This window comes from Rhodanobacter sp. Soil772, from assembly GCF_001428385.1.
Classification (GTDB): Bacteria; Pseudomonadota; Gammaproteobacteria; order Xanthomonadales; family Rhodanobacteraceae; genus Rhodanobacter.
The window spans coordinates 73471-94515 of record NZ_LMSK01000001.1; the positions used below are offsets into that span (position 1 = coordinate 73471).

Genomic DNA, 21045 nt, shown 5'->3' on the forward strand with positions numbered 1-21045 from the left:
AGCTGACTGACAGAGGGTGGCAGGATGGAATCGACGGGATTTGCGCACTGGCTAGTCGTGATGGTCGAACTGGTTGCGGCTTTTGCCCTGCTGCTGCTGGCGTTGGCGGTGGTGGTGCTGCTGGTGACCTGGGTGGTCGACCGCAACCAGACCGGTAATGCGGTGCTGCGCAACTTCCCGATCATCGGCCACTTCCGCTACTGGTTCCTGCACCTGGGCGAGTTCTTCCGCCAGTACCTGTATTCCAGCGATCGCGAGGAGATGCCGTTCAACCGCGCGCAGCGCACCTGGGTCTATCGCGCCGCGAAGAACGTCGACAACACCAACGCGTTCGGCTCCAGCCGCGACCTGCGTGCGGAGGGCGTGCCGTTCTTCGTCAACGCGCCGTTCCCGGACTTGGGCGTGGATCACGTCGAGCCGGTACCGGTGACAGTCGGTCCGTACGCGCGCGAGCCGTACAGCCACGCGGCGTTCTTCAACATCTCGGCGATGAGCTTCGGCGCGTTGTCGGCGCCGGCGGTACGCGCGCTGTCGCGCGGCGCGGCGAAGGCGGGCATCTGGATGGATACCGGCGAGGGCGGGCTGGCGCCGTACCACCTCGAAGGCGGCTGCGACATCATCTTCGAGATCGGCACCGCCAAGTACGGCGTGCGCACGCCCGAGGGCAAACTCGACGACGACAAGCTGCTGGCGATCTGCGCGCACCCGCAGGTGAAGATGGTCAGCATCAAGCTGGGCCAGGGCGCCAAGCCCGGCATGGGCGGCCTGCTGCCGGGCGCCAAAGTCACCGCCGAGATCGCGGCGATCCGCGGCATCCCGGTCGGCGAGGATTCGCAGAGTCCGAACCGTCATCTCGACATCGGCAACGTGTCGCAGCTGATGGACAGTATCGGCCACATCCGTGAACTCACCGGCAAGCCGGTGGGTTTCAAGGCGGTACTGGGCGGGGTGGAATGGATCGGCGAGCTGTGCGATGAAGTGCACAAGCGCGGCATCGAGAGCGCGCCGGATTTCATCATCGTCGACGGTTCCGAAGGCGGCACCGGCGCGGCGCCGCAGACCCTGATGGAAGGCGTCGGCCTGCCGCTGCACGAGGCGCTGCCGGCGCTGCTCGACATGCTGATCGTCAAGGGCCTGCGCGAGCGCATCAAGGTGGTCTGTTCGGGCAAGTGCATTACCGCCTACGACGTGGCGTGGGCGCTGTCGATCGGCGCGGACTTCGTCAACTCCGCGCGCGGCTTCATGCTGGCGCTGGGCTGCATCCAGTCGTTGCAGTGCAACCGCAACACCTGTCCTACCGGCATCACCACGCAGAACCCCAAACTGCAGCGCGGCCTGGTGGTCAGCGACAAGAGCGAGCGGGTGTTCCACTACGCGAAGAACGTGATGCACGAAGTCGGCATCATCGCGCACAGCTGCGGCGTCAGCGAACCGCGCCAGCTCAACCGCGGGCACTGCCGCGTGGTCGGCGATGACGGGTTGTCGATTCCGCTGGAGAAACTATTTCCGTATCCGCAGGCGGCAAGGCGGCAGGCCGGGGTCGACGCGTAGTTCAGGCCATGGCCTGCCAGCCCTCGGCTGTGCGGATCTGCAGCGGTTTGAAGCGCCGCTTGTAGTCCATCTTCGGATGGCCGTCGATCCAGAAGCCCAGGTACAGCCACGGCATGCCGCGGCGGCGCGCCAGCGCCACTTGCTGCAGGATCGCGCAGGTGCCCAGGCCGCGCGCGGTTTCGTCGGGGTCGTAGAAGGTGTAGACCGCCGAGACGCCGTTGAGGCAGATGTCGGTGACCGCCACGGCGAGCAGGCGCTCGCCCAGACGCAGCTCCATGAACAGGGTGGGGCTCCACGGCGCGGTGAGGAAACGGCGGAAATCGCTGGCTTCCGCATCGTCCATGCCGCCGCCGGCGTGGCGGCTCTGCAGGTAGCGTTCGTACAGCGCGTGGCGCTCGCGGTTGTACCCGGGGATCGACTCACTGACCGCGAGGTCGGCGTTGCGCTTCAGGCAGCGGCGCTGGGCGCGGTCCGGCTGGAAGTTCGCCACGTCGATGCGGCACGGCGTGCAGGCGTGGCACTGCGCGCAGTTCGGGAAGTACAGATGGCCGCCGGCGCGACGGAAGCCGCGCTCCAGCGCCGGGCCGTACAACTGGTCGAGATTCGGCGCGGCCGGGTCCAGCACCAGGTTCTGCGCCGTGCGGTCGGCGTAGTAGCCGCACGCGTGGGGCAGCGTCTGGAACAGGCGGACTTGGTCGGAACGGCGCATTCGCCGATTCTATGCCCGCGTGACGGGCGTCGCACTGTCGAACTCAGATCACCCGCAAATAGCGCAGCATCGCCATGGCGAGTACGGCCAGCACCGCCAGCAGCACGATGCGTCGCACGCGGGTCACCGTATGCGCGCGCCGGTCGGCCGGGGTGGGGTTGCGTGCGGCGGCCAGCTCCTCGCCGTGGCGGACCACCGGCTCGATGCCGATCTCGCGCAGCAGGGTGCGCGCCTTGGTGTAGTCGTCGGCGTGGGTGATCCACACCTGTGCCCAGCTGCCGCGGTCGTCCCGCCGCTGCGAATAGCTGAAACGCTGCCAGGTCGGCCGGTTGTAGTTGGACCGATTGGCCACGGTGGCCTCGATGCCGTGCTCGGCCATCAGGGCGACCACGGTGTCGATGTTTTCCTGGCGGGGTGAGGTATAGATCTGGCGCATGGGCGCAGTTTACGCGAATGCCCCGGAACCGGTGTTCAGTCGCCGCGCACGCGGATCAGCCCTTCCTGCGCGCTGGAGGCGACCAGCCGGCCGTCGCGGCTGAAAATCTGCCCGCGCGCCAGGCCGCGGCCGCCTTGCGCGGTGGGGCTGTCGAACGAGTACAGCAGCCATTCGTCGACGCGGAACGGGCGGTGGAACCACAGCGCGTGGTCGAGGCTGGCCATCTGCACGTTGTGGGTGAGGTAGGAGATGCCGTGTGGCAGGGTGGCGGTGCCGATCAGGTGGAAATCCGAGGCATACGCGAGTAGCGCGCGGTGCAGGATCGCCGAGTCGTCGATCGGCGAGGTCAGCTTGAACCAGATGTGCTGGATCGGCGGGCGCTTGGCCGGGTGGCGTTCGTCGCGCGGCCATACCTGGCGGAACTCGAACGGGCCGTCGATACCCATCCAGCGTTGCAGCTTCACCGGCAGTCGCGCCAGTTCGTCCGGCGGCAGCGGGCGCAGCGGTTCCAGGTCCTCCGGTGCGGGTACTTCCGGCATCGAGGTCTGGTGTTCCACACCGACTTCGGGCAACTGGAACGAGACCGAGCCGTTCAGGATCGGCTGGCCGTGCTGGATCGCCAGCACGCGTCGCGACGAAAACGTGCCGCCGTCGCGCGCGCGCTCCACGCTGTAGACGATCGGTGCCTCGATGTCGCCGGCGCGCAGGAAGTAGGCGTGCAGTGAATGCGCCTCGCGCGCCGGATCGACCGTCTGCTGCGCCGCCGCCAGCGCCTGCCCCAGCACCTGGCCGCCGAACACGAAGCGGGTGCCGATGTCGCGACTCTGGCCGCGGAACAGGTTGTCTTCCAGCCGTTCCAGGTGCAGCAACTCGACAAGTTCGGCAACGTGGTCTTCGCTCATGGCGTGTCCTTGCAGGGGGCCGCCAGTATAGCGGTGGCGCTGCCCGAACCCGCATTCAGCGGGTGCCGGCCGAGCCTGCGCCGGCTTCGAACGTGACTGTGATTGCCGCGGGATCGAGCGCGGCCAGAAAGTCGCGTGCATCGAAGGCCTGACCCGCGGCCAGCGTGCCACGAGCGCGGACACGGCCATCGAGGATGCGTTGCAGCGCCTCGACCAGCAGTGGCGCGGTGACGGCGTAGATGTCGCGTCCGCTGGCGATGGCGCGGCAAGTGTGGTTGCCGCGGCGCACGCGTACGTCGACCGCGAAGCGCTGCGCGGAGCGGCCGCTGTCGTCGGCGGCGACCGGCGCGGGCGTGGCCGGATCGCGCAAATCGCGCAGCGGGGCCAGGTTCATCCACGAGTGCAGGTTGCGGCAGGCGATGTGGTGCGGCACCACGACAGCCTCGGACAGCGGCAGCAGCACCGTTTCCAGCCGCCCGAACGGTGCCGGGAAATCGGTCTCGCGCACGGGCGCGGGGTCGGGCACGGTGCGGGTGCGGCCGTGCTCGATGTACGTGCGCGGGTCATGGTTGCGCTCGCCGGTGAGGCGGGTGCCGCGCGTCGGATGCCAGCCGTCGAGCGCGACGGCGATGTCCACCGCGTCCGCGTCGGTGGCGCCGTCGAGCGCGGCGCTGGCCAGCAGGTCGGCGAGGCCGCCGTAAAAGGCCATCGCCGGCACCACCGTCACGCCCGCGGCTTTCGCCTCGCCATCGCGCGCCAGGGTGTCGGCCACGGCACGCTGTTCCGCCGCCACGTCGAGGTAGTGGATGCGTGCGCGCAGCGCCGCATCCAGCACCGGCGTGGCGGTGTCGAGAAAGGGGCCGGCGCAATGCAGGACGGCGGCGGTGCCGGCGATGGCGGCGTCCAGCGCGGCGGGGTCATCGGTGGCGGCCACCCGGACCTCGACGCCGACGACCGTGGCCAGTTCGTGCAGCCGGGCCGCGTCGCGGCCGCAGGCTACCGGCACGAAACCGCGGCGGCGCAGTTCGGCGAGCACGAAGCGGCCGGTATGGCCGTAGGCGCCGTACACCGCGATGCGGGGGGAAGGATGCGTCGTCATGCCTGGTCTCCCTGCGCGGCCCACAGTCGGCGCGCTTCTTCGGCGATCACGTCGGGGCGCTCCTCGGGCCAGAACAGCTTGCTGCCCTGGAGTTGGCGCACACCCAGCGAACGGCCGAAGGCGCGGTCGAGGAAGCGGCGCCGGTTCATGCCCGGCGCCGCCAGTCGTGCGGCGGGTGATGAGGTTCCGCCGCTCACGACTGCGCTTCCGCCTCGCGCAGCTTCTGTGCGCACTCCTCGCAACAGACCTCGACGGTGCGGCCGCCGATGGTGACCTTGATGGCGTTGCCGTCGAGCGGATAGTCGCAGGCGGCGCAGGTGTTCTCGTTCATGGCGTGTCTCCGGTAGGGCCCGCGATCGGGCAGGCACAGGAGACCACCAGCCGCCGGCGGCGGCTGTCAGGATCTTTAGCGATTCACAGCGATCGCGACAGCGCGGCCTGGCGGAAGGCCGTAGGCGTGCGGCCGTAGGCCTGGCGGAACGCGGCGCTGAAATGGCTGTGGCTGGAGAAGCCCAGGTCCTGCGCCAGCGCGGCGACGTCCTCGCAGTCGGCCACCAGATCCAGCGCGCGCGCCAGGCGTAGGCGCAGGTGGTAGCGGTACAGCGGCATGCCTTCGACTTGCTGGAAGGCCTGGGTGAGATAGACCGGCGAACCGCCGACTTCCGCGGCGATGTCGGCCAGCGCCCAGCGCCGGGTGAGGTCGCTGGCGAGCAGCAGCTTCGCCCGATCCACCAGCCGTTGCCGCGCGCGCGACGCGCCGGGCGCATGGGTGGTGCGCGGGCCGAGGCTGCGGCACACCAGGGTCAGCGCCAGGCTCTCGGCCTCCAGCGACTCGATGCCGCCGTTGCGCAGGCTGTGGCGCAACAGCGCCACCAGCACCTGCGCGCGCTCGTCGATGCGCAGCGCCTGGTGGCGAAACACGGGCTGGTCGCGCCGTTGCAGCATCGCGGCCGGCGCGAGTTCGCGCAGCAGCGGCTGCGATACCGACAGCGACAGGCAGGCGTCGCCGCCGGTCGCCGGGTGGCTGACCTGGTAGCCCTCGCCGGCGTTGAAGAACAGCACGTGGTTGGCGTCGGCCACCGATTGCGTACTGCCGACGTGGCGCAGGAACAGCCCGCGATACGGAAACACCAGTTGGGTCGAGCCCGCACATTCCTCGGCGCTGCGATGGCGGCAGGCGCCGCGACAGCACACGTCGTGCACCGCGACGGTGGTCGATTGCAGCAGCGGCTGGACGTCGAACTCCGGCATGGCGGCGGCTCGAAGGGGGCGATGCAGTCTAGCGCAGCCGCTGCAGGCCGCAGGCCTCGACGATGGCAGGCCAGGGGAAACGCGGGCCGGGGTCGAGCTTGCGGCGGATCGGCAGCGCGGGATCGTCGCTGGCCGGCATCAGCGCGGTGTCCAGGTCCTCGTGGCCGGCGATCTGGCGCAGGTTCGGGAATGCCACGCGCAACTGCGCCAGCAGGGCACTCAGCGCGGCGATCTGCGCATCGGTGTACGGCTCGTCCATTTGCTGGTGGCACGAATCCCACCAGTGCGGATAGCGGCCCCGGTTGACCAGCTCGATGCCGATCGAGTTCGGGTTGTGGCCGCGCACGTGGTTCGCCACGCGGGTGCCGGGCACGTAGCGGTACACCGCACCGTCGCGGTCGACGTAGTAATGGCCGCTGTTGCCGGCGCCGCTGGGATGCAGCACGCGTTCGCCGTATTCGCGTGCGGTGGCCAGATCGGGCAGTTCGGTGCAGTGGATTACCACCAGCTCGACCGCGTCGGCTGGGCGCTCGGGCAGGATGTCGACGTAGGGCAGCGGCTGCTCGTGGATGCTCAGGCTCATGCGCGGCAGTTTCGCACGCGGCAAGGCCGCGCGGAAACGCCGCCTGTTACCATGCGCGCCTTGCTTCCAGCAGTTTCACGGAGACGCGCCATGCGCGGCCAGATCATCCTTTCGCACGGCTCGGACTCCAGTCCGGACGCCACCAAGGTCAGTGCGCTGGCCGCACTGGCCGAATCGCTGGGCTGGCGCACGCAACGGCCGGACTACGGCAGCGACGATGCGCGCGGTCACGCCGGATCGGTGGCCCCGCGGATCGCCCGCCTGCGCGCCACCATCGAGGCGCTGGATGCGCCGCCGCTGCTGGTCGGCTCCAGCATGGGTGCGTTCGTCTCCGGGCTGGTCTCGCTGGACGTGCCGGTGGCCGGCCTGTTGCTGCTGGCCACGCCCAGCGCGATTCCCGGCTATGCGCGGGCGTTCGATCTGCGCCCGGATGTGCCGACCATCCTGATCCACGGCTGGCGCGACGAGGTGTGCCCGCTGGCCGGCGTGCACGCATTCGCCGCGAAGCGCCGGTTGCCGCTGCTGCTGGTGGATGACGATCACCGGCTGGGTTCCAGCATGCCCATGATCACGGCGCAGTTCCGGTACATGCTCGATCAGCTGGCGACCACCGCATGAATCACTACTTCGCCACCTGCCCGAAAGGCATGGAATACCTGCTGCGCGACGAACTCGTCGCGCTCGGCGCCAGCGACGTGCGCGAGGCACTGGCCGGCGCACATTTTTCCGGCACGCTGGAAACCGCCTACAAGGCCTGCCTGTGGTCGCGCCTGGCCAGCCGCATCCTGCTGCCGCTGACCGAGTTCGACGCGGCCGACGACGATGCGCTGTATCGCGGCGTGCAGACGATCGACTGGAGCCAGCACCTGGCCGCGCATGCCACCTTCGCGGTGGATGCCGGCACCGCGATGAGCAAGCTCACCCACAGCCAGTTCATCGGCCTGCGCGTGAAGGACGCGGTGGTCGACCAGTTCCGCCAGCGTGACGGCAACCGGCCGGGCATCGATACTGACGAGCCGGACATCCGCATCAATGTGCGCCTGCGTCGCGACCGCGCCACGCTGTCGCTGGACCTGGCCGGCTCGCCACTGCACCGGCGCGGCTGGCGCGAGGAGCAGGGCGAGGCGCCGCTGAAGGAAAACCTCGCCGCCGCGATGCTGCTGCGCGCGCGCTGGCCCGAGGTGTACGCCGCCGGCGGCGCGCTGCTCGATCCGATGTGCGGCTCGGGCACCTTGCTGATCGAAGGCGCGTTGATGGCGGCCGACGTGGCGCCCGGCCTGCGCCGCGAGTACTTCGGTTTCCTCGGCTGGCAGCAGCACGACATCGCGCTGTGGCGCGGCTTGCTGGATGAAGCGAAGCAGCGCGCCGAAACCGGCCTGCGCGGTCTGCGCAGCGTGTTCTTCGGCAGCGACGCCGACCCGCGCATGGTGCAGACGGCCAAACGCAACGCGCAGGCCGCGGGCGTGGCCGGCTTCTTCACCCTGGACAAGCAGGACGTGGCGCGTGCCGCGCCGCCGCCGGGCGTCGACTACGGCCTGGTCATCACCAACCCGCCGTACGGCGAGCGGCTCGGCGACCGCGCCGAGATGCCGAAGCTGTATCGCGCCGTGGGCGACACCTTGCGCAACCGCTTCAGCGGCTGGCGTGCCGCGGTGCTGGCCGGCGACGTGGAGCTGGGCCGGGCGATGCAACTGCATGCCGACAAGCGCTACGCGCTGTACAACGGCGCGCTGGAAACCGTGTTGCTGACCTTCGACCTGAAGCCGCGCGACGAAAAACCACGCGAGCCGAAACCGCTGTCGGCCGGCGCGCAGATGCTGAAGAACCGGCTGGAAAAAAACGTCAAGCATCTGCGCAAGCGGCTGCTGCGCGAGGATATCCATTGCTGGCGTGCCTACGACCAGGACCTGCCCGAATACGCCGCGGCGATCGACGTCTACGGCGACACGAATGGCGACGACCACCTGCACATCCAGGAATATCGCGCACCGGCCGATGTGCCGCCTGACGTGGCCCGGCTGCGCCTGCGCGAGATCGCCCGCGTCGCCGGCGAGGTGCTCGGCGTGCCGCGCGAACGCATTGCGCTGAAGACCCGCGAGCGCGGCAAGGGCGGTTCCAAGTACGGCCAGCTCGACCAGCGCAACGAGTTCATCGAAGTGGAGGAGGGCGGCCTGAAGTTCCTGGTCAACCTCACCGATTACCTGGACACGGGCCTGTTCCTCGACCACCGGCTGGTGCGCGCGAAAGTGCGCGAGCTGGCCGAGGGGCGCTGCTTCCTCAACCTGTTCGCCTACACCGCCACTGCCAGCGTGCACGCGGCGGCCGGCGGCGCGCTGGAAACCACCAGCGTGGATCTTTCCGCCACCTACCTGGAATGGGCCTCGCGCAATCTCGCGCTGAACGGTTTCAGCGGCGCCAGCCATCGCCTGATGCAGTTCGACGCGCTGGAATTCCTGCAGCGCGATCGCGGCCATTACGGCTTGATCTTCGTCGACCCGCCGACGTTCTCCAACTCCAAGCGCGCCGAGGATTTCGACGTGCAGCGTGATCACGTGAAGTTGCTGGAAGCCTGCAATGAGCGGCTGACCCGCGACGGCGTGATCGTGTTTTCGAACAATTTCCGCCGCTTCAAACTGGATCGCGAGGCGCTGGAACAGCACTTCGAGATCGAGGACTGGACCACGCCCAGCATCCCGTTCGACTTCGCCCGTCGCGCCGATATCCACGGCTGCTGGCTGCTGCGCCGACGCAAGGCTGACCCGGGGATCAACCCGTGGGATACGGCGCGCATCAAAAGGTGAACCCTTCAGTTCACATTAAGCGTGATCCGACGAGCATCCGCCCTGTACAACGGAGAACGATCATGACCCAACGTTTCAGCGGTGCAGGCAAGCTGGCAGCCATCGGTCTGGCAGTCGCGGCGGCGGTGGCGATGCCACTGAGCGCGTCTGCGCGCGGTCATGGCTACCACGGCGGTGGTTATCACGGCGGTTACCATGGCGGCTATCACGGCGGTTACTACGGTGGCCATGGCGGTCACTGGAGCGGCGGTCGCTGGATCGCTGGCGCGATCGTCACCGGTGCGGTGATCGGCCTGGTCGACAATGCGCTGCGCCCGGCGCCGGTGTACTACGGCGCGCCGGTCTACGGCCCGCCGCGTACGGTGATCTACGAGGATGCCCCGGTGGTGCGTCGTCGCGTGGTCGAGACCCGCACGGTGGTGTACGACGACCCGTACCAGACGCGCTACATCCGTGACGATGGCTACGATTACGACGGCGACTGAGCCGAGCGGTCAAGTCATCACGCATGACACGAAGGGCCCGGCATGTCCGGGCCCTTCTGTTTCAGCGCAATCGGTACCGCACCCGTTCAATGGGCGGGCATGGCCGTCGGCTGCTCCGCACCGCTGCCATGACGCGTGGCGCGGGCGCTGAGCTGATCGAAGCGCTCCTTGTCGATCTTGCTGACCGACTGGATCGCGCACGGTGGCTGGTAGCGTGAGTGCACGGTCTCGCCTACCTCGCCGCAGATGCGGCTGCGATTGACGACGGTATTGGACGGGTTGGCGCGGAAGATCAGCCCGGGCGGCGGAGTACCCAGTCGCGGACAGTCGCTCTGCAACGTCACCAGGTAGCGCTTGGGACCGGTGCGCACGATGGCGGTGCGGGCGTCGACGATGTGCCATTCGTTGATCTGGGTGGTGTCGATGCAATCACCTGCAGGCAGCGGCGATCGGGCGGGCGCCGTGTCGGCGGCCTGCGCCGCGCCGACGCCGACGGTGAGAGCAAGCAGCAGGGTGGGGAGGATCGTTTTCATGGGCGTTACCTCGTCTGTTTCGGGTAATACGCATACCGTGAATTCCGTCACGGGAACTGCATGCCGGCCCGCATCGGCACGGGTACGGGGGAAGGGCGCTGCAAAGTATCTGCCATCTTCGTATCACAATAAGTGAACGGTTGACGCGGCATGCTGGCCGACATGCGTTTGAGCGACAAGACACTCGATACCCACCGCCACGCGACCGCCTTGCCGGCCGTACCAAGGGAGTCGCGATGACGACCTGGCACTCGTCCGCACCTGCAGGCATCGCCGCCCGATTCCTGCAGGTGCGGCAGCGAACGCTTGAACTCTGTGCCAACCTCAGCGCCGAGGATCTGCAACTGCAGTCGATGCCCGACGCCAGCCCCGGCAAATGGCACTTGGCACATACCAGCTGGTTCTTCGAGCAGTTCGTGCTGGGCCGCGACCCGGCCTACCGGCCGCGCGATCCGGCCTGGCATTACCTGTTCAACTCCTACTACCAGTCGGTCGGGCCGATGCACGCACGGCCGCAACGTGGCCTGCTGTCGCGGCCGTCGCTGGACGAGGTACGCGACTACCGGCGCTGCATCGACGACGCGGTGGGCGAACTGCTCGGCCGCGCCGAGGATGCCGAGCTGCCTGGGCTGGTCGAGTTGGGTCTGCAGCACGAACAGCAGCATCAGGAACTGCTGTTGACCGACATCAAGCACGCGTTCTGGTGCAATCCGTTGCAGCCGGCCTATCGCGCACCGATCGCTGCGGCGGCGAATACGAAAGCCGTGCCGCTGCGCTTCGTCGATGGCCGCGAGGGCATCGTCGAGATCGGCCATCGCGGCGAGAGCTTTGCGTTCGACAACGAGACCCCGCGCCATCGCACCCTGCTGCAGCCGCATGCACTGGCCAACCGCCCGGTGACCAATGCCGAATACCTGGCGTTCGTGCGCGAAGGCGGCTACCGCGAACCCGGGTTGTGGCTGTCCGACGGCTGGGCCACGCTGCAGCGCGAGGGCTGGCAGCATCCGATCTACTGGCAGGATGACCTGGCCAGCGAGTTCACCCTGGCTGGCGTGCGCGCGCTCGATCCGCACGAACCGGTCTGCCATCTCAGCTATTACGAGGCTGAGGCATTCGCACGCTGGGCCGGTGCGCGGCTGCCCACCGAGGCCGAGTGGGAATCGGCGGCGCACGGCGTCGCGATCGACGGCAACCTGCAGGACGCGCAGCGCTTCCAGCCGCGCGCGGCGAGCGGCGACGCCGGCCTGCTGCAGCTGTACGGCGACGTGTGGGAGTGGACCGCCTCGCCCTACGTCAGCTACCCGGGCTTCCGCCCGCTGCCCGGTTCGCTGGGCGAGTACAACGGCAAATTCATGTGCGGCCAGTGGGTGTTGCGCGGCGGTTCCTGCGTCACCCCGCGCGATCACCTGCGCGCCAGCTACCGCAATTTCTTTCCACCCCAGGCCCGCTGGCAATTCGCCGGGCTACGACTGGGACAGGACCGATGAGCAGCGTGCAACCCTGTGGCATCAGCGACGACGATCGTCGTCCGCCATCAAGCGATCTTCTGGAAGTCGTCCAGCGCGGCCTCGGCGCGAAGCCCAAGCGGCTGCCGTCGTGGCTGTTCTACGACGAGCGCGGCTCGATGCTGTTCGAGCGGATCTGCGAGCAGCCGGAGTATTACCTCACGCGCTGCGAGATCGCGCTGATGGATGAACACGCGGCCGGCATCGCCGATGAACTCGGTGCCGACGTGCGCCTGGTCGAGTACGGCAGCGGCAATGCGCACAAGACCCGTATGCTGCTCGAACACCTGCATGCACCGGTGGCCTACGTGCCGGTGGAGATTTCGCCGGAACCGTTGCGGCAAAGTGTCGAGCGGCTGGCGGTGGCGTTCCCGCAGCTGCCGCTGCAGCCGCTGTGCGCGGATTTCAGCAAGCCGCTGCGGCTGCCGATTCCGCCGCGTGCGCCGCGGCGCACCGTGCTGTATTTCCCCGGCTCCACCATCGGCAATTTCGAGAATCGTGAGGCCGCCATTCTGCTGCGCAAGATGCGCAACGAGATGGGCGATGCCGGCGGCATCCTGATCGGGGTGGATTTGAAAAAGGATCCGGCGCTGATCGAGGCGGCCTACAACGACCGCGCCGGCGTCACCGCCGAGTTCACCCTGAACATGCTGGCGCGGCTGAACCGCGAGATCGGCAGCCACTTCGAGCTGTCGGCGTTCGCCCACCGCGCGCACTACAACCCGATGGCCGGGCGCATCGAGACGCACCTCGTCAGCCGCCGCGAGCAGCAGGTGAAGGTGGGCCGCGTGAACGTGCCGTTCCGCGCCGACGAGGCGATCCAGGTCGAATACAGCTGCAAGTATTCGCTGGAAGACTTCGCCGCGCTGGCCGCCCGCGCCGGGCTGGCCGTGAAACACGTGTGGACCGACCCGCAACGGATGTTCAGCGTGCAGTACCTGGTGCGCGCCAGCACGCTGGCGCGCTGAGTGCGAGGCGTGGCGCGCGTATCCAGGCCTGCCGGCGGCTTATCTCATTTGACGCCGTACAACGCCTTCACGTCGCTGGTCAACGCGGCCTGACTGTCCGCCCGCGCGTAGAACATGTGGCCGCCGGGGTAGTTCTTCACCTGCACGCGGGTCGGGTCGCCCATCGCCGGCATCTGGTCGACGATCAGCACCGAGGCCATGAACGGGCAGGACAGGTCGTCCCAGCCGTGCGCGATCAGCACGCGCAGGCCCGGATCGTTGGCGACCGCTTCGCGCAGTTGCGAGACCGAACCCTTGTTCGCGTCCTTGTCCTCGTGCCACAGCTTGTTCACTTCGTAGCTGAGCGCGTTGTAGCGGCCGTCGTATTTCCAGCCCACGGTCTGGGTGACGAAGTTGACCATTGCCGTGGTGGTGGGCGCGATGATGCCGTTGAGGATCGGGTCGCCGGTCTGCTGGTGCGGTGCGTACGGGAACGGGTCCCAGGCGGTGACGTTGGAGTCGTAGCGGCTGCCCAGCTTGCCTTCGGCGCGATATACCTCGCGCAAGTAGGCCTGGGTTTCGATGCGGCCGCCGGAGCGCCTCACGAACAGCGGATCGAGCCCGGTCAGCTCGGTGACTTTCTTCACCACGCGATCGGTGGCCTGCGGGTCGGAGCGGCCGCGCATCAGGTCACTGGCGTATTCGCCGCGGGTGTACTCGATGATCGGCGCCATCGCCTCGGCGCTGAGCTTGTGCTCGCGCTCCAGGTGCGCGGCGGCGATCGATGGCAGGGTGAGCATCCACGGCAGCGGCGACACGTTCTCGTCGTCCGATGCCGCCGGGTCGAGATAAGGCGACAGCAGCACCACGCCGTTCATCGCCACGCCGAGCCGGGTCTGCAGGTACTCGGTGATGCGCGGGCCGCGGAAGCCGCCGTAGCTCTCGCCGACCAGGTACTTGCGCGAGCTCATGCGGCCGTTCTTGACCAGCCAGTCGTAGACGATGCGCGACAGGTACTGGATGTCGCTGTCGGTGCTGTAGAACTGTTTGGTCGCTTCCTTGTCGTCGACCAGCGCGCGGCTGTAGCCGGTGCCTACGGGATCGATGAACACCAGGTCGGTGAAGCCCAGCCAGGTACCGGGGTTGTCGTGCAGCGTCGCCGGGTCGGACGGGTTGTCGCCCTCGACGCCGAAGTTCACCCGCTTCGGTCCGATCGCGCCGAGGTTCAGGTACACCGACGAGGCACCCGGGCCGCCGTTGAGCGCGAACGTCACCGGCCGTTCCTTGCCAGCCATGGTGTAGGCGGTGAACACCACTTCGCCGGTGGTCTTGCCCTTGTCGTCGCGCACCGGCAGCGAGCCGACGGTGACCGTGTACTTGAGCGTGCGGCCGTCCACCGTGGCCGATTGCGTCACGTGCGCATCGGCAGGCAACGGTGGCAGTTGGAAGCCATCGCTGCTGGCCGCATCCGGCGCCGCCGGCTTGTGGGCGTCGGCGGCGAGGGCCGGGGCGGCGTGGGACCCGGCCAGCACGAGGGCCGCCAGCAGAACGGATTGCAGGGACTTGCGCACGGCTTTTCCTCGCGGGCGAAAGCGGCCAGCTTAACCGGCCGCGCCGTGGCGGGGGTGTGCGTAAAGGCATGGGTGATCGCGGTCAGCGCGCTGCCACCGCCGCGGGCTCCAGCTTGCCGACCGATGGCGCCACACGCTCCATCCATCGTTCGAATGCCAGCGTGAAGTTCTGCAGCGACTGCACGATGGCCAGGTCGGTCAGCACGCCGTCCGCATCGAAGCGGCTGGCCGTGTTCGCCACGAACAGGGTCGGGGTGGGCATCACCAGGGCGCCGCAGGTGTGCAGCACCTGGCGCAGCGAGGCCTGCGCCAGGCGCGTACCCCACGGACCGCTGCTGGCGCCGAGTACGCCGACGGGTTTTTCCGACAGCACGTCGCCGGCGGGACTTTCGCGCGAGAGCCAGTCCAGCGCGTTCTTCAGCACGCCAGGCATGGCATGGTTGTACTCGGGCGTGGCGATGATCAGGCCGTCCGCGGCGGCGATCGCCGCGCGCAGCGCCTGTACGCCGGCGGGGCCGGCCGGTTCGCGCCGCTCCAGGTCCTCGTCGAACAGCGGCACGGCGGACAGCGCGTCGTAGACGTCCAGCTGCAGCGTCGCCGGTGCCTGGGCCACGGCCGCCTGCAGCAGGCGGCGGTTCCAGGAATCGCGGCGCAGGCTGCCGGCAAGGCACAGCACGCGGCGGGCGGGAGTCGTATGGAAGGCGGTCATCTCGGTATCTCCGGTGAGCAAAGCGTCAGGGTTCGATCAGCAGCAGGAAGGCGCAGGCGACCAGCAGGGCGCCCATCACGATGTCGACGCCGCGGCGGACCGCGGGGCGCACCAGCCAGCGGGCCAGCCACGCGCCCAGCGCGGCCCACAGCAGCAGGCACAGGGCGGGGATCAGCACGAACAGTCCGGCCAGCGGCAGGTAATCGCGCAGGCCGGTGGCCGGCATCGCCGCCAGCACGGTCAGCACGATCACCCAGCTTTTCGGGTTGAGGAACTGGAAGCCGATCAGGCCCAGGGTGCCGGCCGGCAAGGCTGCCGACGTCGCGGCGGCGTGTCGTGGCGCGATGCCGGCGGCGCACAGCGATACGCCGAGCCAGACCAGGTACAACGCGCCGATCGCGCCGGTCCAGCGCCGCAGCGGCGGGTGTGTGGCGAAAGCCGCGCCCGCACCCAGTGCCGTCACCGCGAGCAGCAGCAGGCCGCCGCATACAATGCCGACGATCGCCGGCATCGCGCCGCGCAGGCCGGCATGCCCTGCCGCGCGCAGCACCACCAGGTTGTTCGGGCCGGGCGTGATCGCGGCCACGCAGAGCAGGCCGCACGCGGCAAGCAACGGATCCATGGCATGTCCCTCATCGCTAATGGTCGGATGAAGTACATACTCGGGGCTTTGGTTGGTCTGTGCCGTGTGGTTTATGGTCTAGAATTGCGACCATGAACGAGCTGCCGCTGAATGCCTTGCGTGCCTTCGCCATGGTCTACGCCCACGGCGGCGTACGCGCCGCCGCGCGCGAGCTGGGCATGGCGCACTCCTCGGTAAGCCGCCACCTGGGCGAGCTGGATCGCTGGCTGGGTGTGCCGCTGCTGCGCACGGCAGCCGGGCGCGGCGCGCTGGTTTTCACGCCGCAGGGCGAGGCGCTGGGTCGCGCCACGCTGTCCGGCCTGCGCGAGATCGAACAGGCGGTGGCAGCGTTGCGCGAGACCCGCCCGGCGCATGCGGTGACCCTGTCCGCCTCGCCATCGTTCGCGATCCGCTGGCTGCTGCCGCGACTGCCCGCACTGGAGAAGGCGCATCCGAAGATCGAGCTGTCGGTGCAGGTGGAACAGCGCCTGGATGCGCTGGACGACGGCCGCATCGACCTGGCGATCCGCATGGGCAAGGGGCCGTGGCCGGAACTGCACGCCGAACCGCTGATGGACGACGCGCTGTATCCGGTGATGAGTCCGGCGCTGTGGCAGGCATCCGGACGTCCATCCAAACCGGCCCAGTTGGCCGGCCTGCGCCTGCTGCACGACCGCGATCCGCAGGCGGCGTGGGAGTTGTGGCGGCAGGCGCACGGGCCGGCGAAACTTTCGCTGCAGGGCGGCGCGCGCTACACCTCGTCCGACCTGGTGCTGCGCGCGGCGATGCAGGGCCAGGGCGTGGCGCTGGCGCGGCACCGGCTGGCGGCGGACGACGTGGCGAACGGCAGTCTGCTGCGCCCGTTCGGTGAACTCGCCGTGGCGCTGGGGCCGTCGTACTGGATCGTGCGGCCGCCCGCAAAACCGCGTGCGGCGGTGGCCGCGGTGATCGACTGGCTGCGCTGGCAGGCGGCGGGTACCGGCCAGCCAGCCATGTGATCAGCCGCGCGCCAGCGCGCCCTCGACGAACTGCTGCAGCTGCGCCGCGTTCAGCGCGCCGGACTGCCGCGCGATCTCGCGGCCCTGCTTGAACAGGATCAGGGTGGGGATGCTGCGGATGTTGAAACGCCCGGCCAGTTGCGGCTGCGCCTCGGTATCCAGCTTGGCCAGCCGCAGGCGCGGTTCGAACTTGCCGGCGGCCTGCACGAACACCGGCGCGAAGCCGACGCACGGCCCGCACCATGGCGCCCAGAAATCCACCAGCACCGGCAGGTCGCCGCGGCCGGCGATCGCGTCGAAGTTCGCCGCGGTGAGTTCTACCGGGTGTCCCTCGAACAGCGCCTGCTTGCAGCGGCCGCAGTTCGGATGCTCGCCCACCCGTTCGGCCGGCACGCGATTGAGCGCGCCGCAATGCGGACAGGGGATGGCCCGTGGTGTACTCATGGCAGACTCACTCCGATGACAGGTCAGGCGCCGGGCGCCAACGCCGACAAGATGGCGACGACCACCGTCGAATCCAAGCGGAGCCGATATGCCGCAACGTCCCGATGCCTCCGCTTCACGCTGGCCGCAGCGAAGCCTGCTCGCGCTGGGCATGCTGTGGACCTTGCCGAACAGCCTGCTCGGCCTGTTGCTGGGAGTGGTCGGCCTGGCTTTCGGCGCACGTATGCGCTGGCAGCCGCGCGAACTGGCGCTGGTGGTGCGCCGCTGGCCGTGGGGCCGCGGTGGCGCGCTGACCCTGGGCAATGTGATCGTGCATACCGGCGAGCGGCTGGATACGTTATGCCTCACCTACGCGCATCGCGCCGGCCGCGGCATCGAGCCACCGGTGTCGCTGGCCGACCACGAGCGCGCGCACGTCTACCAGTACATGCTGCTGGGGCCGCTGTTCCTGCCGCTGTACCTGTTGTGCGGCGGGGTCAGCGCGCGCAACCCGTTCGAGCGCGCGGCCGACCGCTATGCGCGCTCGGGGCGCGGCTGGTGGCCGTGATGGCGCACGGCGCCACCACCGCGATCAATGGCCATCGCGGTCCTCGTGATCGTTCTTCTTCTTGTCGGCGGATTTCGGCTTGGCGCGGTCGGACCGGGCCGGCTGACCATGCGCGGCGTTCGACGGGCGATTGCCTTGCTGGCTGGCCCGGTTGTCGCCGTGCGCTTCCGGTCGGTTTTGCCGGGCCGGACGTGCCGTGTTGTCCTGTTGCGACGACACGGGCGAGCGCTGGCTCGTGACGGGAGGCCTCTGGTTGTCGTCGTATCGCCGTGGCTGCTGGTCCTGTTGCGGGCGCGTGTCGCGCTGTGTGCTGCCCGGGCGCGGCTGCGGCCATGCCGGTGGCCGCGACCGGTCATTGCCCGGCGACCGATAGTCGTTCGACGTGCGTGCCGACGGCCGGTACGGGTAGCGCATCGGCGGTGGCGACGGCCGATGCACGATCGGGCGGCGGTACCAGCGCTCGCGCTCGCGGTAGAACGGCCGTCCGCGGTAGTAGCTGTCCCAGTAGTTGCCGATCACGAAGGTGATGATCGGGACACCGATCTGCGCGCCATAGGCGGGCAGCAGCACCGGCCGGTCCTGGTATTCGTACTCGACATAGTTGCCGGCGACCCAGCCGCGGTTGCCGTAGACGATCACGTCGCACCACTCCCAGCCCTCGGTGCATCCCAGCACGTCGACGTAGGTGCCGGCCAGGATCAGCGCGATCCGTGGATAACCCGGGTCGGGGCCGGCACGCAGGTTGACGTTGCCGGTGACGTAGCCCTCGGCTGCCTGCGCCAGCGCGGGGAGGGCGAGTGACGCTGCAGTCAACGACAGCGTGGCAAGGGCGAATCGGGTCAGGCGTTTCATGCAGGCGAACTCCAGCGATCGTCGAATGACCGTCGCCTGCGGTTATGCACGCGGGAATGTGAGGACGCCGTTGTTGAAGCGTTGTGTAGTCAGGTCCGACTCAGGCTGTCGCACGCGGCACGAAGCGCAGCGCCACCGAGTTCATGCAATAGCGCAACCCGGTCGGTCGCGGGCCGTCGTCGAAGACGTGGCCGAGGTGGCTGTCGCAGCCGGCGCAGCTGATCGCGGTGCGCTGCATGCCGAACAGATGATCGCTGCGCTCGATCACGTTGCGGGCAGCGATCGGTTGCCAGAAGCTGGGCCAGCCGGTACCGGAGTCGAACTCGGTGGCCGCGTCGTATAGCGCGGTGGCGCAGGCCACGCAACGGAAGAGGCCGGGCACGGCGGGGCGCTCGTGCTCGCCGCTGAACGCGCGCTCGGTGCCCTCGCGGCGCATGATGTCGTACGCCGCCGGCGGCAGCCGCTGCCGCCATTGCGCATCGCTCAGCACCAGCTTCGCCACCTTGCGCGCGCCGAGGTCATGGCCGGCGTCGTCGAAGATTTCCAGCAACACCTCGCCCGGCGTGCCGACCGGCGCGTTCGCCGCGGCGTACAGCCGCGGCAGCAGCAGGCCGCCGCCAACGGCCAGCAATGCACCGCCGCCAAGCGCGGCGCGCAGGAAGCGGCGGCGGTCCATCGCGAGGGTTTCATCGATGCGGGACATGACAGCCTCCGTGGAGATGCATGCAGCGGTCAATCAGCCGAACGTGAACGCGTATGCCTGCACGCCCGGATCCAGGAACTCGATCTCGAACAGTCGCTCGCCGCTGCCGTGGGCCTGGCGTACCAACTGGTACAGCCGCTGCGTGGTGACCGTGCCGCGGCCGTCTGCGTCGGTGTCCATGCCGTGGTCGGCGCCGGGCGGCTTGCCGTCGATGCTCACGCGATAGCGGATCGGCTTGCCGTCCGCCGCCGGGCCGAGCACCAGGTGCAGGTCGCGGCCACGGAAGCGGTAGACGATGGCGCCGCCGGCCTGCTCCAGTTGCGCGTTTTCGTCGCGCACGGTCCAGCGGCCGTCGAGCGACCACTGGTCCGCGGCGAGCGAGGCAGGTGCGTGATAGTCGTGGGCGTCGTCGCGCGCCACCCGGCCGCCGACGAAGTTCATCGCGCGGGCGTAGCCGACGTAGGTTTCCGGCGAACGGGTGGGGTCGTTCGACGCGGCCGCCTCGATGCCGTTGTGGTCGTCGCTGACGTAGCCGCCGGGCAGGTTCTTCTGGCCGGCGTCGGCCAGCAGCTGGCGGATCACGTCCTCGCTTTCCCGGTACTCGCCTTCGCCGAAGTGGTGATGGCGGATCTGTCCCTGCGCGTCGATGAAGTAGTGCGCCGGCCAGTACTCGTTGTTGAAGCCTTTCCAGATCGCGTAGTCGTTGTCCAGCGCGACGGGATAGTCGACGCCCAGGTCCTTGATCGCCTTGGCCACGTTGGCCGGATCCTTCTCGAACGCGAACTCCGGCGCATGCACGCCGATCACCACCAGGCCGTGGTCCTTGTATTTGTCGGCCCAGCCGCGCACGTACGGCAGCGCGCGGATGCAGTTGATGCAGGAGTACGTCCAGAAATCGACCAGCACCACCTTGCCGCGCAGCGACTCGGTGGTCAGCGGCGGGCTGTTCAACCACTGCGTGGCGCCGGCCAGCGACGGGAGCGTGCCTTCCACCGGCAGCGGTTCGCCAGCCTTCAACACCGGCTGCGGCGCCGGTGCCGGGCGCACGGCGTTGATCAGCTTCTGCTCGATGCCGCCGGTGCTGGCCAGCGAAACGCGGGTGAGCAGGCCGGTATCCAGGCCCAGCGCGATCGCGGCGACGCCGCACAGCACCAGTGCGCCGAGCGCGCGGCGTACCCATTCGCCGGCGCCGAGTGAGCGCTTCATCAGCGCGAACACCTTGCCGCCGATCAGCAGCGCCAGGCCCAGCGAGGTGGCTGCACCGGCGGCGTAGGTGAGCAACAGCAAGGTGGTCTGCACGCTGGCCCCGTTCAGCGCCGCGCCGGTCAGCAGCAGACCCAGGATCGGCCCGGCGCAGGGCGCCCACAGCAGGCCGGTGGCGACGCCGAGGCCGGCCGCGCCCCAGACCGAATCGCCGTCGCCGGCCGACCGCTGCGACAGCCGGTTGCCCAGCGCCACGAATGGGCGCGTGATCCATTCGGCAAGCCGGGTCGACAGCAGGGTCAGGCCGAGGAAGGCCAGCACCAGCATCGCCACGTAGCGGCCGTACTGGTTCGCGTGCACCGCCCAGCCGCCGCCGAGCGCGGCCAGCGTGGCGACCACGGCGAAGGTGATCGCCATGCCCAGCAGCATCGGGAAACCGTTGCGCATGAACGGCCGGTCGGAGCGGGCGAACACGAACGGCAGTACCGGCAGGATGCACGGGCTGAGGATGGTCAGTACGCCGCCGAGGTAGGCGAGGATCAACACGAGCATGGGGAGCATCCGTGGAAGGTTGTCTGGTTATTCGCCGTTGCC

At 68.9% G+C, this 21045-nt stretch carries 24 protein-coding genes; 8 read left to right on the top strand and 16 right to left on the bottom strand.

The genetic code is table 11. From position 1 onward, the window contains the following. Nucleotides 1-24 precede the first annotated feature (24 nt). Nucleotides 25-1551, top strand: coding sequence for an FMN-binding glutamate synthase family protein (locus ASG75_RS00400; protein ID WP_056384689.1), 1527 nt, complete (start codon nucleotides 25-27; stop codon nucleotides 1549-1551). 1 nt (nucleotide 1552) lies between these two features. On the opposite strand, the gene ASG75_RS00405 is transcribed toward ASG75_RS00400, so the two are convergent. The 8 genes from ASG75_RS00405 to ASG75_RS00430 all read right to left on the bottom strand — a co-directional run bounded on the left by ASG75_RS00405 (nucleotide 1553) and on the right by ASG75_RS00430 (nucleotide 6531). Next, nucleotides 1553-2260, bottom strand: coding sequence for an arginyltransferase (locus tag ASG75_RS00405; RefSeq protein WP_056384691.1), 708 nt, complete (start codon nucleotides 2258-2260; stop codon nucleotides 1553-1555). Between the two features lie 43 nt (nucleotides 2261-2303). Beyond that, on the bottom strand, nucleotides 2304-2696 hold the full coding sequence (locus tag ASG75_RS00410; RefSeq protein ID WP_056384695.1) for a hypothetical protein: 393 nt from the start codon (nucleotides 2694-2696) through the stop codon (nucleotides 2304-2306). Nucleotides 2697-2731: 35 nt separating this feature from the next. Next, complete coding sequence (locus tag ASG75_RS00415) at nucleotides 2732-3598, bottom strand: acyl-CoA thioesterase II (RefSeq protein WP_056384697.1); 867 nt, start codon at nucleotides 3596-3598, stop codon at nucleotides 2732-2734. Nucleotides 3599-3653: 55 nt separating this feature from the next. After that, complete coding sequence (locus ASG75_RS00420) at nucleotides 3654-4697, bottom strand: saccharopine dehydrogenase NADP-binding domain-containing protein (RefSeq protein WP_056384699.1); 1044 nt, start codon at nucleotides 4695-4697, stop codon at nucleotides 3654-3656. After that, nucleotides 4694-4894 (bottom strand): hypothetical protein, encoded by a 201-nt coding sequence (locus ASG75_RS16095; protein ID WP_235580117.1) that lies wholly within the window; start codon nucleotides 4892-4894, stop codon nucleotides 4694-4696. The genes ASG75_RS00420 and ASG75_RS16095 overlap by 4 nt, the downstream gene beginning before the upstream one ends. Then, nucleotides 4891-5028: a hypothetical protein gene (locus ASG75_RS16565; RefSeq protein WP_200935565.1), complete on the bottom strand. Its 138-nt coding sequence runs from the start codon at nucleotides 5026-5028 to the stop codon at nucleotides 4891-4893. Before ASG75_RS16565 ends, ASG75_RS16095 begins: the two co-directional genes overlap by 4 nt. 83 nt (nucleotides 5029-5111) lie before the next feature. Further along, nucleotides 5112-5948, bottom strand: a complete 837-nt coding sequence (locus ASG75_RS00425) for an AraC family transcriptional regulator (RefSeq protein WP_056384700.1) — start codon at nucleotides 5946-5948, stop codon at nucleotides 5112-5114. 28 nt (nucleotides 5949-5976) lie between these two features. Further along, nucleotides 5977-6531, bottom strand: coding sequence for an N-acetylmuramoyl-L-alanine amidase (locus ASG75_RS00430; protein WP_056384703.1), 555 nt, complete (start codon nucleotides 6529-6531; stop codon nucleotides 5977-5979). 90 nt (nucleotides 6532-6621) lie between these two features. Between ASG75_RS00430 and ASG75_RS00435 the strand changes: the two genes are divergently transcribed. The 3 genes from ASG75_RS00435 to ASG75_RS00445 all read left to right on the top strand — a co-directional run bounded on the left by ASG75_RS00435 (nucleotide 6622) and on the right by ASG75_RS00445 (nucleotide 9817). Then, nucleotides 6622-7149, top strand: coding sequence for an alpha/beta fold hydrolase (locus ASG75_RS00435; RefSeq protein ID WP_056384704.1), 528 nt, complete (start codon nucleotides 6622-6624; stop codon nucleotides 7147-7149). Continuing rightward, entirely contained in the window at nucleotides 7146-9332 is a 2187-nt protein-coding gene (gene rlmKL, locus ASG75_RS00440; protein WP_056384706.1) for a bifunctional 23S rRNA (guanine(2069)-N(7))-methyltransferase RlmK/23S rRNA (guanine(2445)-N(2))-methyltransferase RlmL, read from the top strand. The genes ASG75_RS00435 and rlmKL overlap by 4 nt, the downstream gene beginning before the upstream one ends. A gap of 62 nt (nucleotides 9333-9394) precedes the next feature. Continuing rightward, nucleotides 9395-9817, top strand: coding sequence for a hypothetical protein (locus ASG75_RS00445; RefSeq protein ID WP_056384708.1), 423 nt, complete (start codon nucleotides 9395-9397; stop codon nucleotides 9815-9817). Between the two features lie 86 nt (nucleotides 9818-9903). Here ASG75_RS00445 and ASG75_RS00450 read toward each other — a convergent pair whose 3' ends face one another. Continuing rightward, nucleotides 9904-10350, bottom strand: a complete 447-nt coding sequence (locus tag ASG75_RS00450; RefSeq protein ID WP_056384709.1) for a DUF6491 family protein — start codon at nucleotides 10348-10350, stop codon at nucleotides 9904-9906. A 236-nt stretch (nucleotides 10351-10586) separates the two neighbouring features. On the opposite strand from ASG75_RS00450, the gene egtB reads away from it, so the two are divergent. Together egtB and egtD are read left to right on the top strand one after the other, a co-directional pair. After that, on the top strand, nucleotides 10587-11837 hold the full coding sequence (gene egtB, locus ASG75_RS00455; RefSeq protein ID WP_056384712.1) for an ergothioneine biosynthesis protein EgtB: 1251 nt from the start codon (nucleotides 10587-10589) through the stop codon (nucleotides 11835-11837). Beyond that, the gene (egtD, locus tag ASG75_RS00460; RefSeq protein WP_056384713.1) at nucleotides 11834-12823 is read left to right on the top strand and encodes an L-histidine N(alpha)-methyltransferase; all 990 of its coding nucleotides are present in this window, start codon (nucleotides 11834-11836) and stop codon (nucleotides 12821-12823) included. Before egtB ends, egtD begins: the two co-directional genes overlap by 4 nt. A 44-nt stretch (nucleotides 12824-12867) precedes the next feature. Here the strand turns inward: egtD and ASG75_RS00465 are convergent, their stop codons facing one another. The 3 genes from ASG75_RS00465 to ASG75_RS00475 form a co-directional block, all read right to left on the bottom strand. Continuing rightward, nucleotides 12868-14373: a peptidase S10 gene (locus tag ASG75_RS00465; RefSeq protein WP_056384715.1), complete on the bottom strand. Its 1506-nt coding sequence runs from the start codon at nucleotides 14371-14373 to the stop codon at nucleotides 12868-12870. Nucleotides 14374-14455: 82 nt separating this feature from the next. Further along, complete coding sequence (locus ASG75_RS00470) at nucleotides 14456-15082, bottom strand: NADPH-dependent FMN reductase (protein ID WP_056384717.1); 627 nt, start codon at nucleotides 15080-15082, stop codon at nucleotides 14456-14458. 25 nt (nucleotides 15083-15107) lie between these two features. After that, on the bottom strand, nucleotides 15108-15704 hold the full coding sequence (locus tag ASG75_RS00475; protein ID WP_056384719.1) for a LysE family translocator: 597 nt from the start codon (nucleotides 15702-15704) through the stop codon (nucleotides 15108-15110). A 92-nt stretch (nucleotides 15705-15796) separates the two neighbouring features. Between ASG75_RS00475 and ASG75_RS00480 the strand changes: the two genes are divergently transcribed. Further along, nucleotides 15797-16702: a LysR substrate-binding domain-containing protein gene (locus ASG75_RS00480; RefSeq protein WP_056384721.1), complete on the top strand. Its 906-nt coding sequence runs from the start codon at nucleotides 15797-15799 to the stop codon at nucleotides 16700-16702. Here the strand turns inward: ASG75_RS00480 and trxC are convergent, their stop codons facing one another. After that, nucleotides 16703-17146, bottom strand: coding sequence for a thioredoxin TrxC (trxC, locus tag ASG75_RS00485; RefSeq protein WP_056384723.1), 444 nt, complete (start codon nucleotides 17144-17146; stop codon nucleotides 16703-16705). Between the two features lie 88 nt (nucleotides 17147-17234). Between trxC and ASG75_RS00490 the strand changes: the two genes are divergently transcribed. Beyond that, entirely contained in the window at nucleotides 17235-17693 is a 459-nt protein-coding gene (locus ASG75_RS00490; protein ID WP_056384725.1) for a hypothetical protein, read from the top strand. 24 nt (nucleotides 17694-17717) lie between these two features. On the opposite strand, the gene ASG75_RS00495 is transcribed toward ASG75_RS00490, so the two are convergent. From ASG75_RS00495 to ASG75_RS00505, 3 genes are all read right to left on the bottom strand, one after another. Further along, nucleotides 17718-18545 carry an SH3 domain-containing protein gene (locus ASG75_RS00495; protein WP_056384727.1) on the bottom strand — a complete coding sequence of 276 codons (828 nt, stop codon included), beginning with the start codon at nucleotides 18543-18545 and terminating at the stop codon, nucleotides 17718-17720. 100 nt (nucleotides 18546-18645) lie between these two features. Next, the gene (gene msrB, locus ASG75_RS00500) at nucleotides 18646-19248 is read right to left on the bottom strand and encodes a peptide-methionine (R)-S-oxide reductase MsrB (protein ID WP_056384729.1); all 603 of its coding nucleotides are present in this window, start codon (nucleotides 19246-19248) and stop codon (nucleotides 18646-18648) included. A 33-nt stretch (nucleotides 19249-19281) separates the two neighbouring features. Beyond that, on the bottom strand, nucleotides 19282-21003 hold the full coding sequence (locus ASG75_RS00505) for a cytochrome c biogenesis protein DipZ (protein WP_056384733.1): 1722 nt from the start codon (nucleotides 21001-21003) through the stop codon (nucleotides 19282-19284). Nucleotides 21004-21045: the final 42 nt, after the last annotated feature.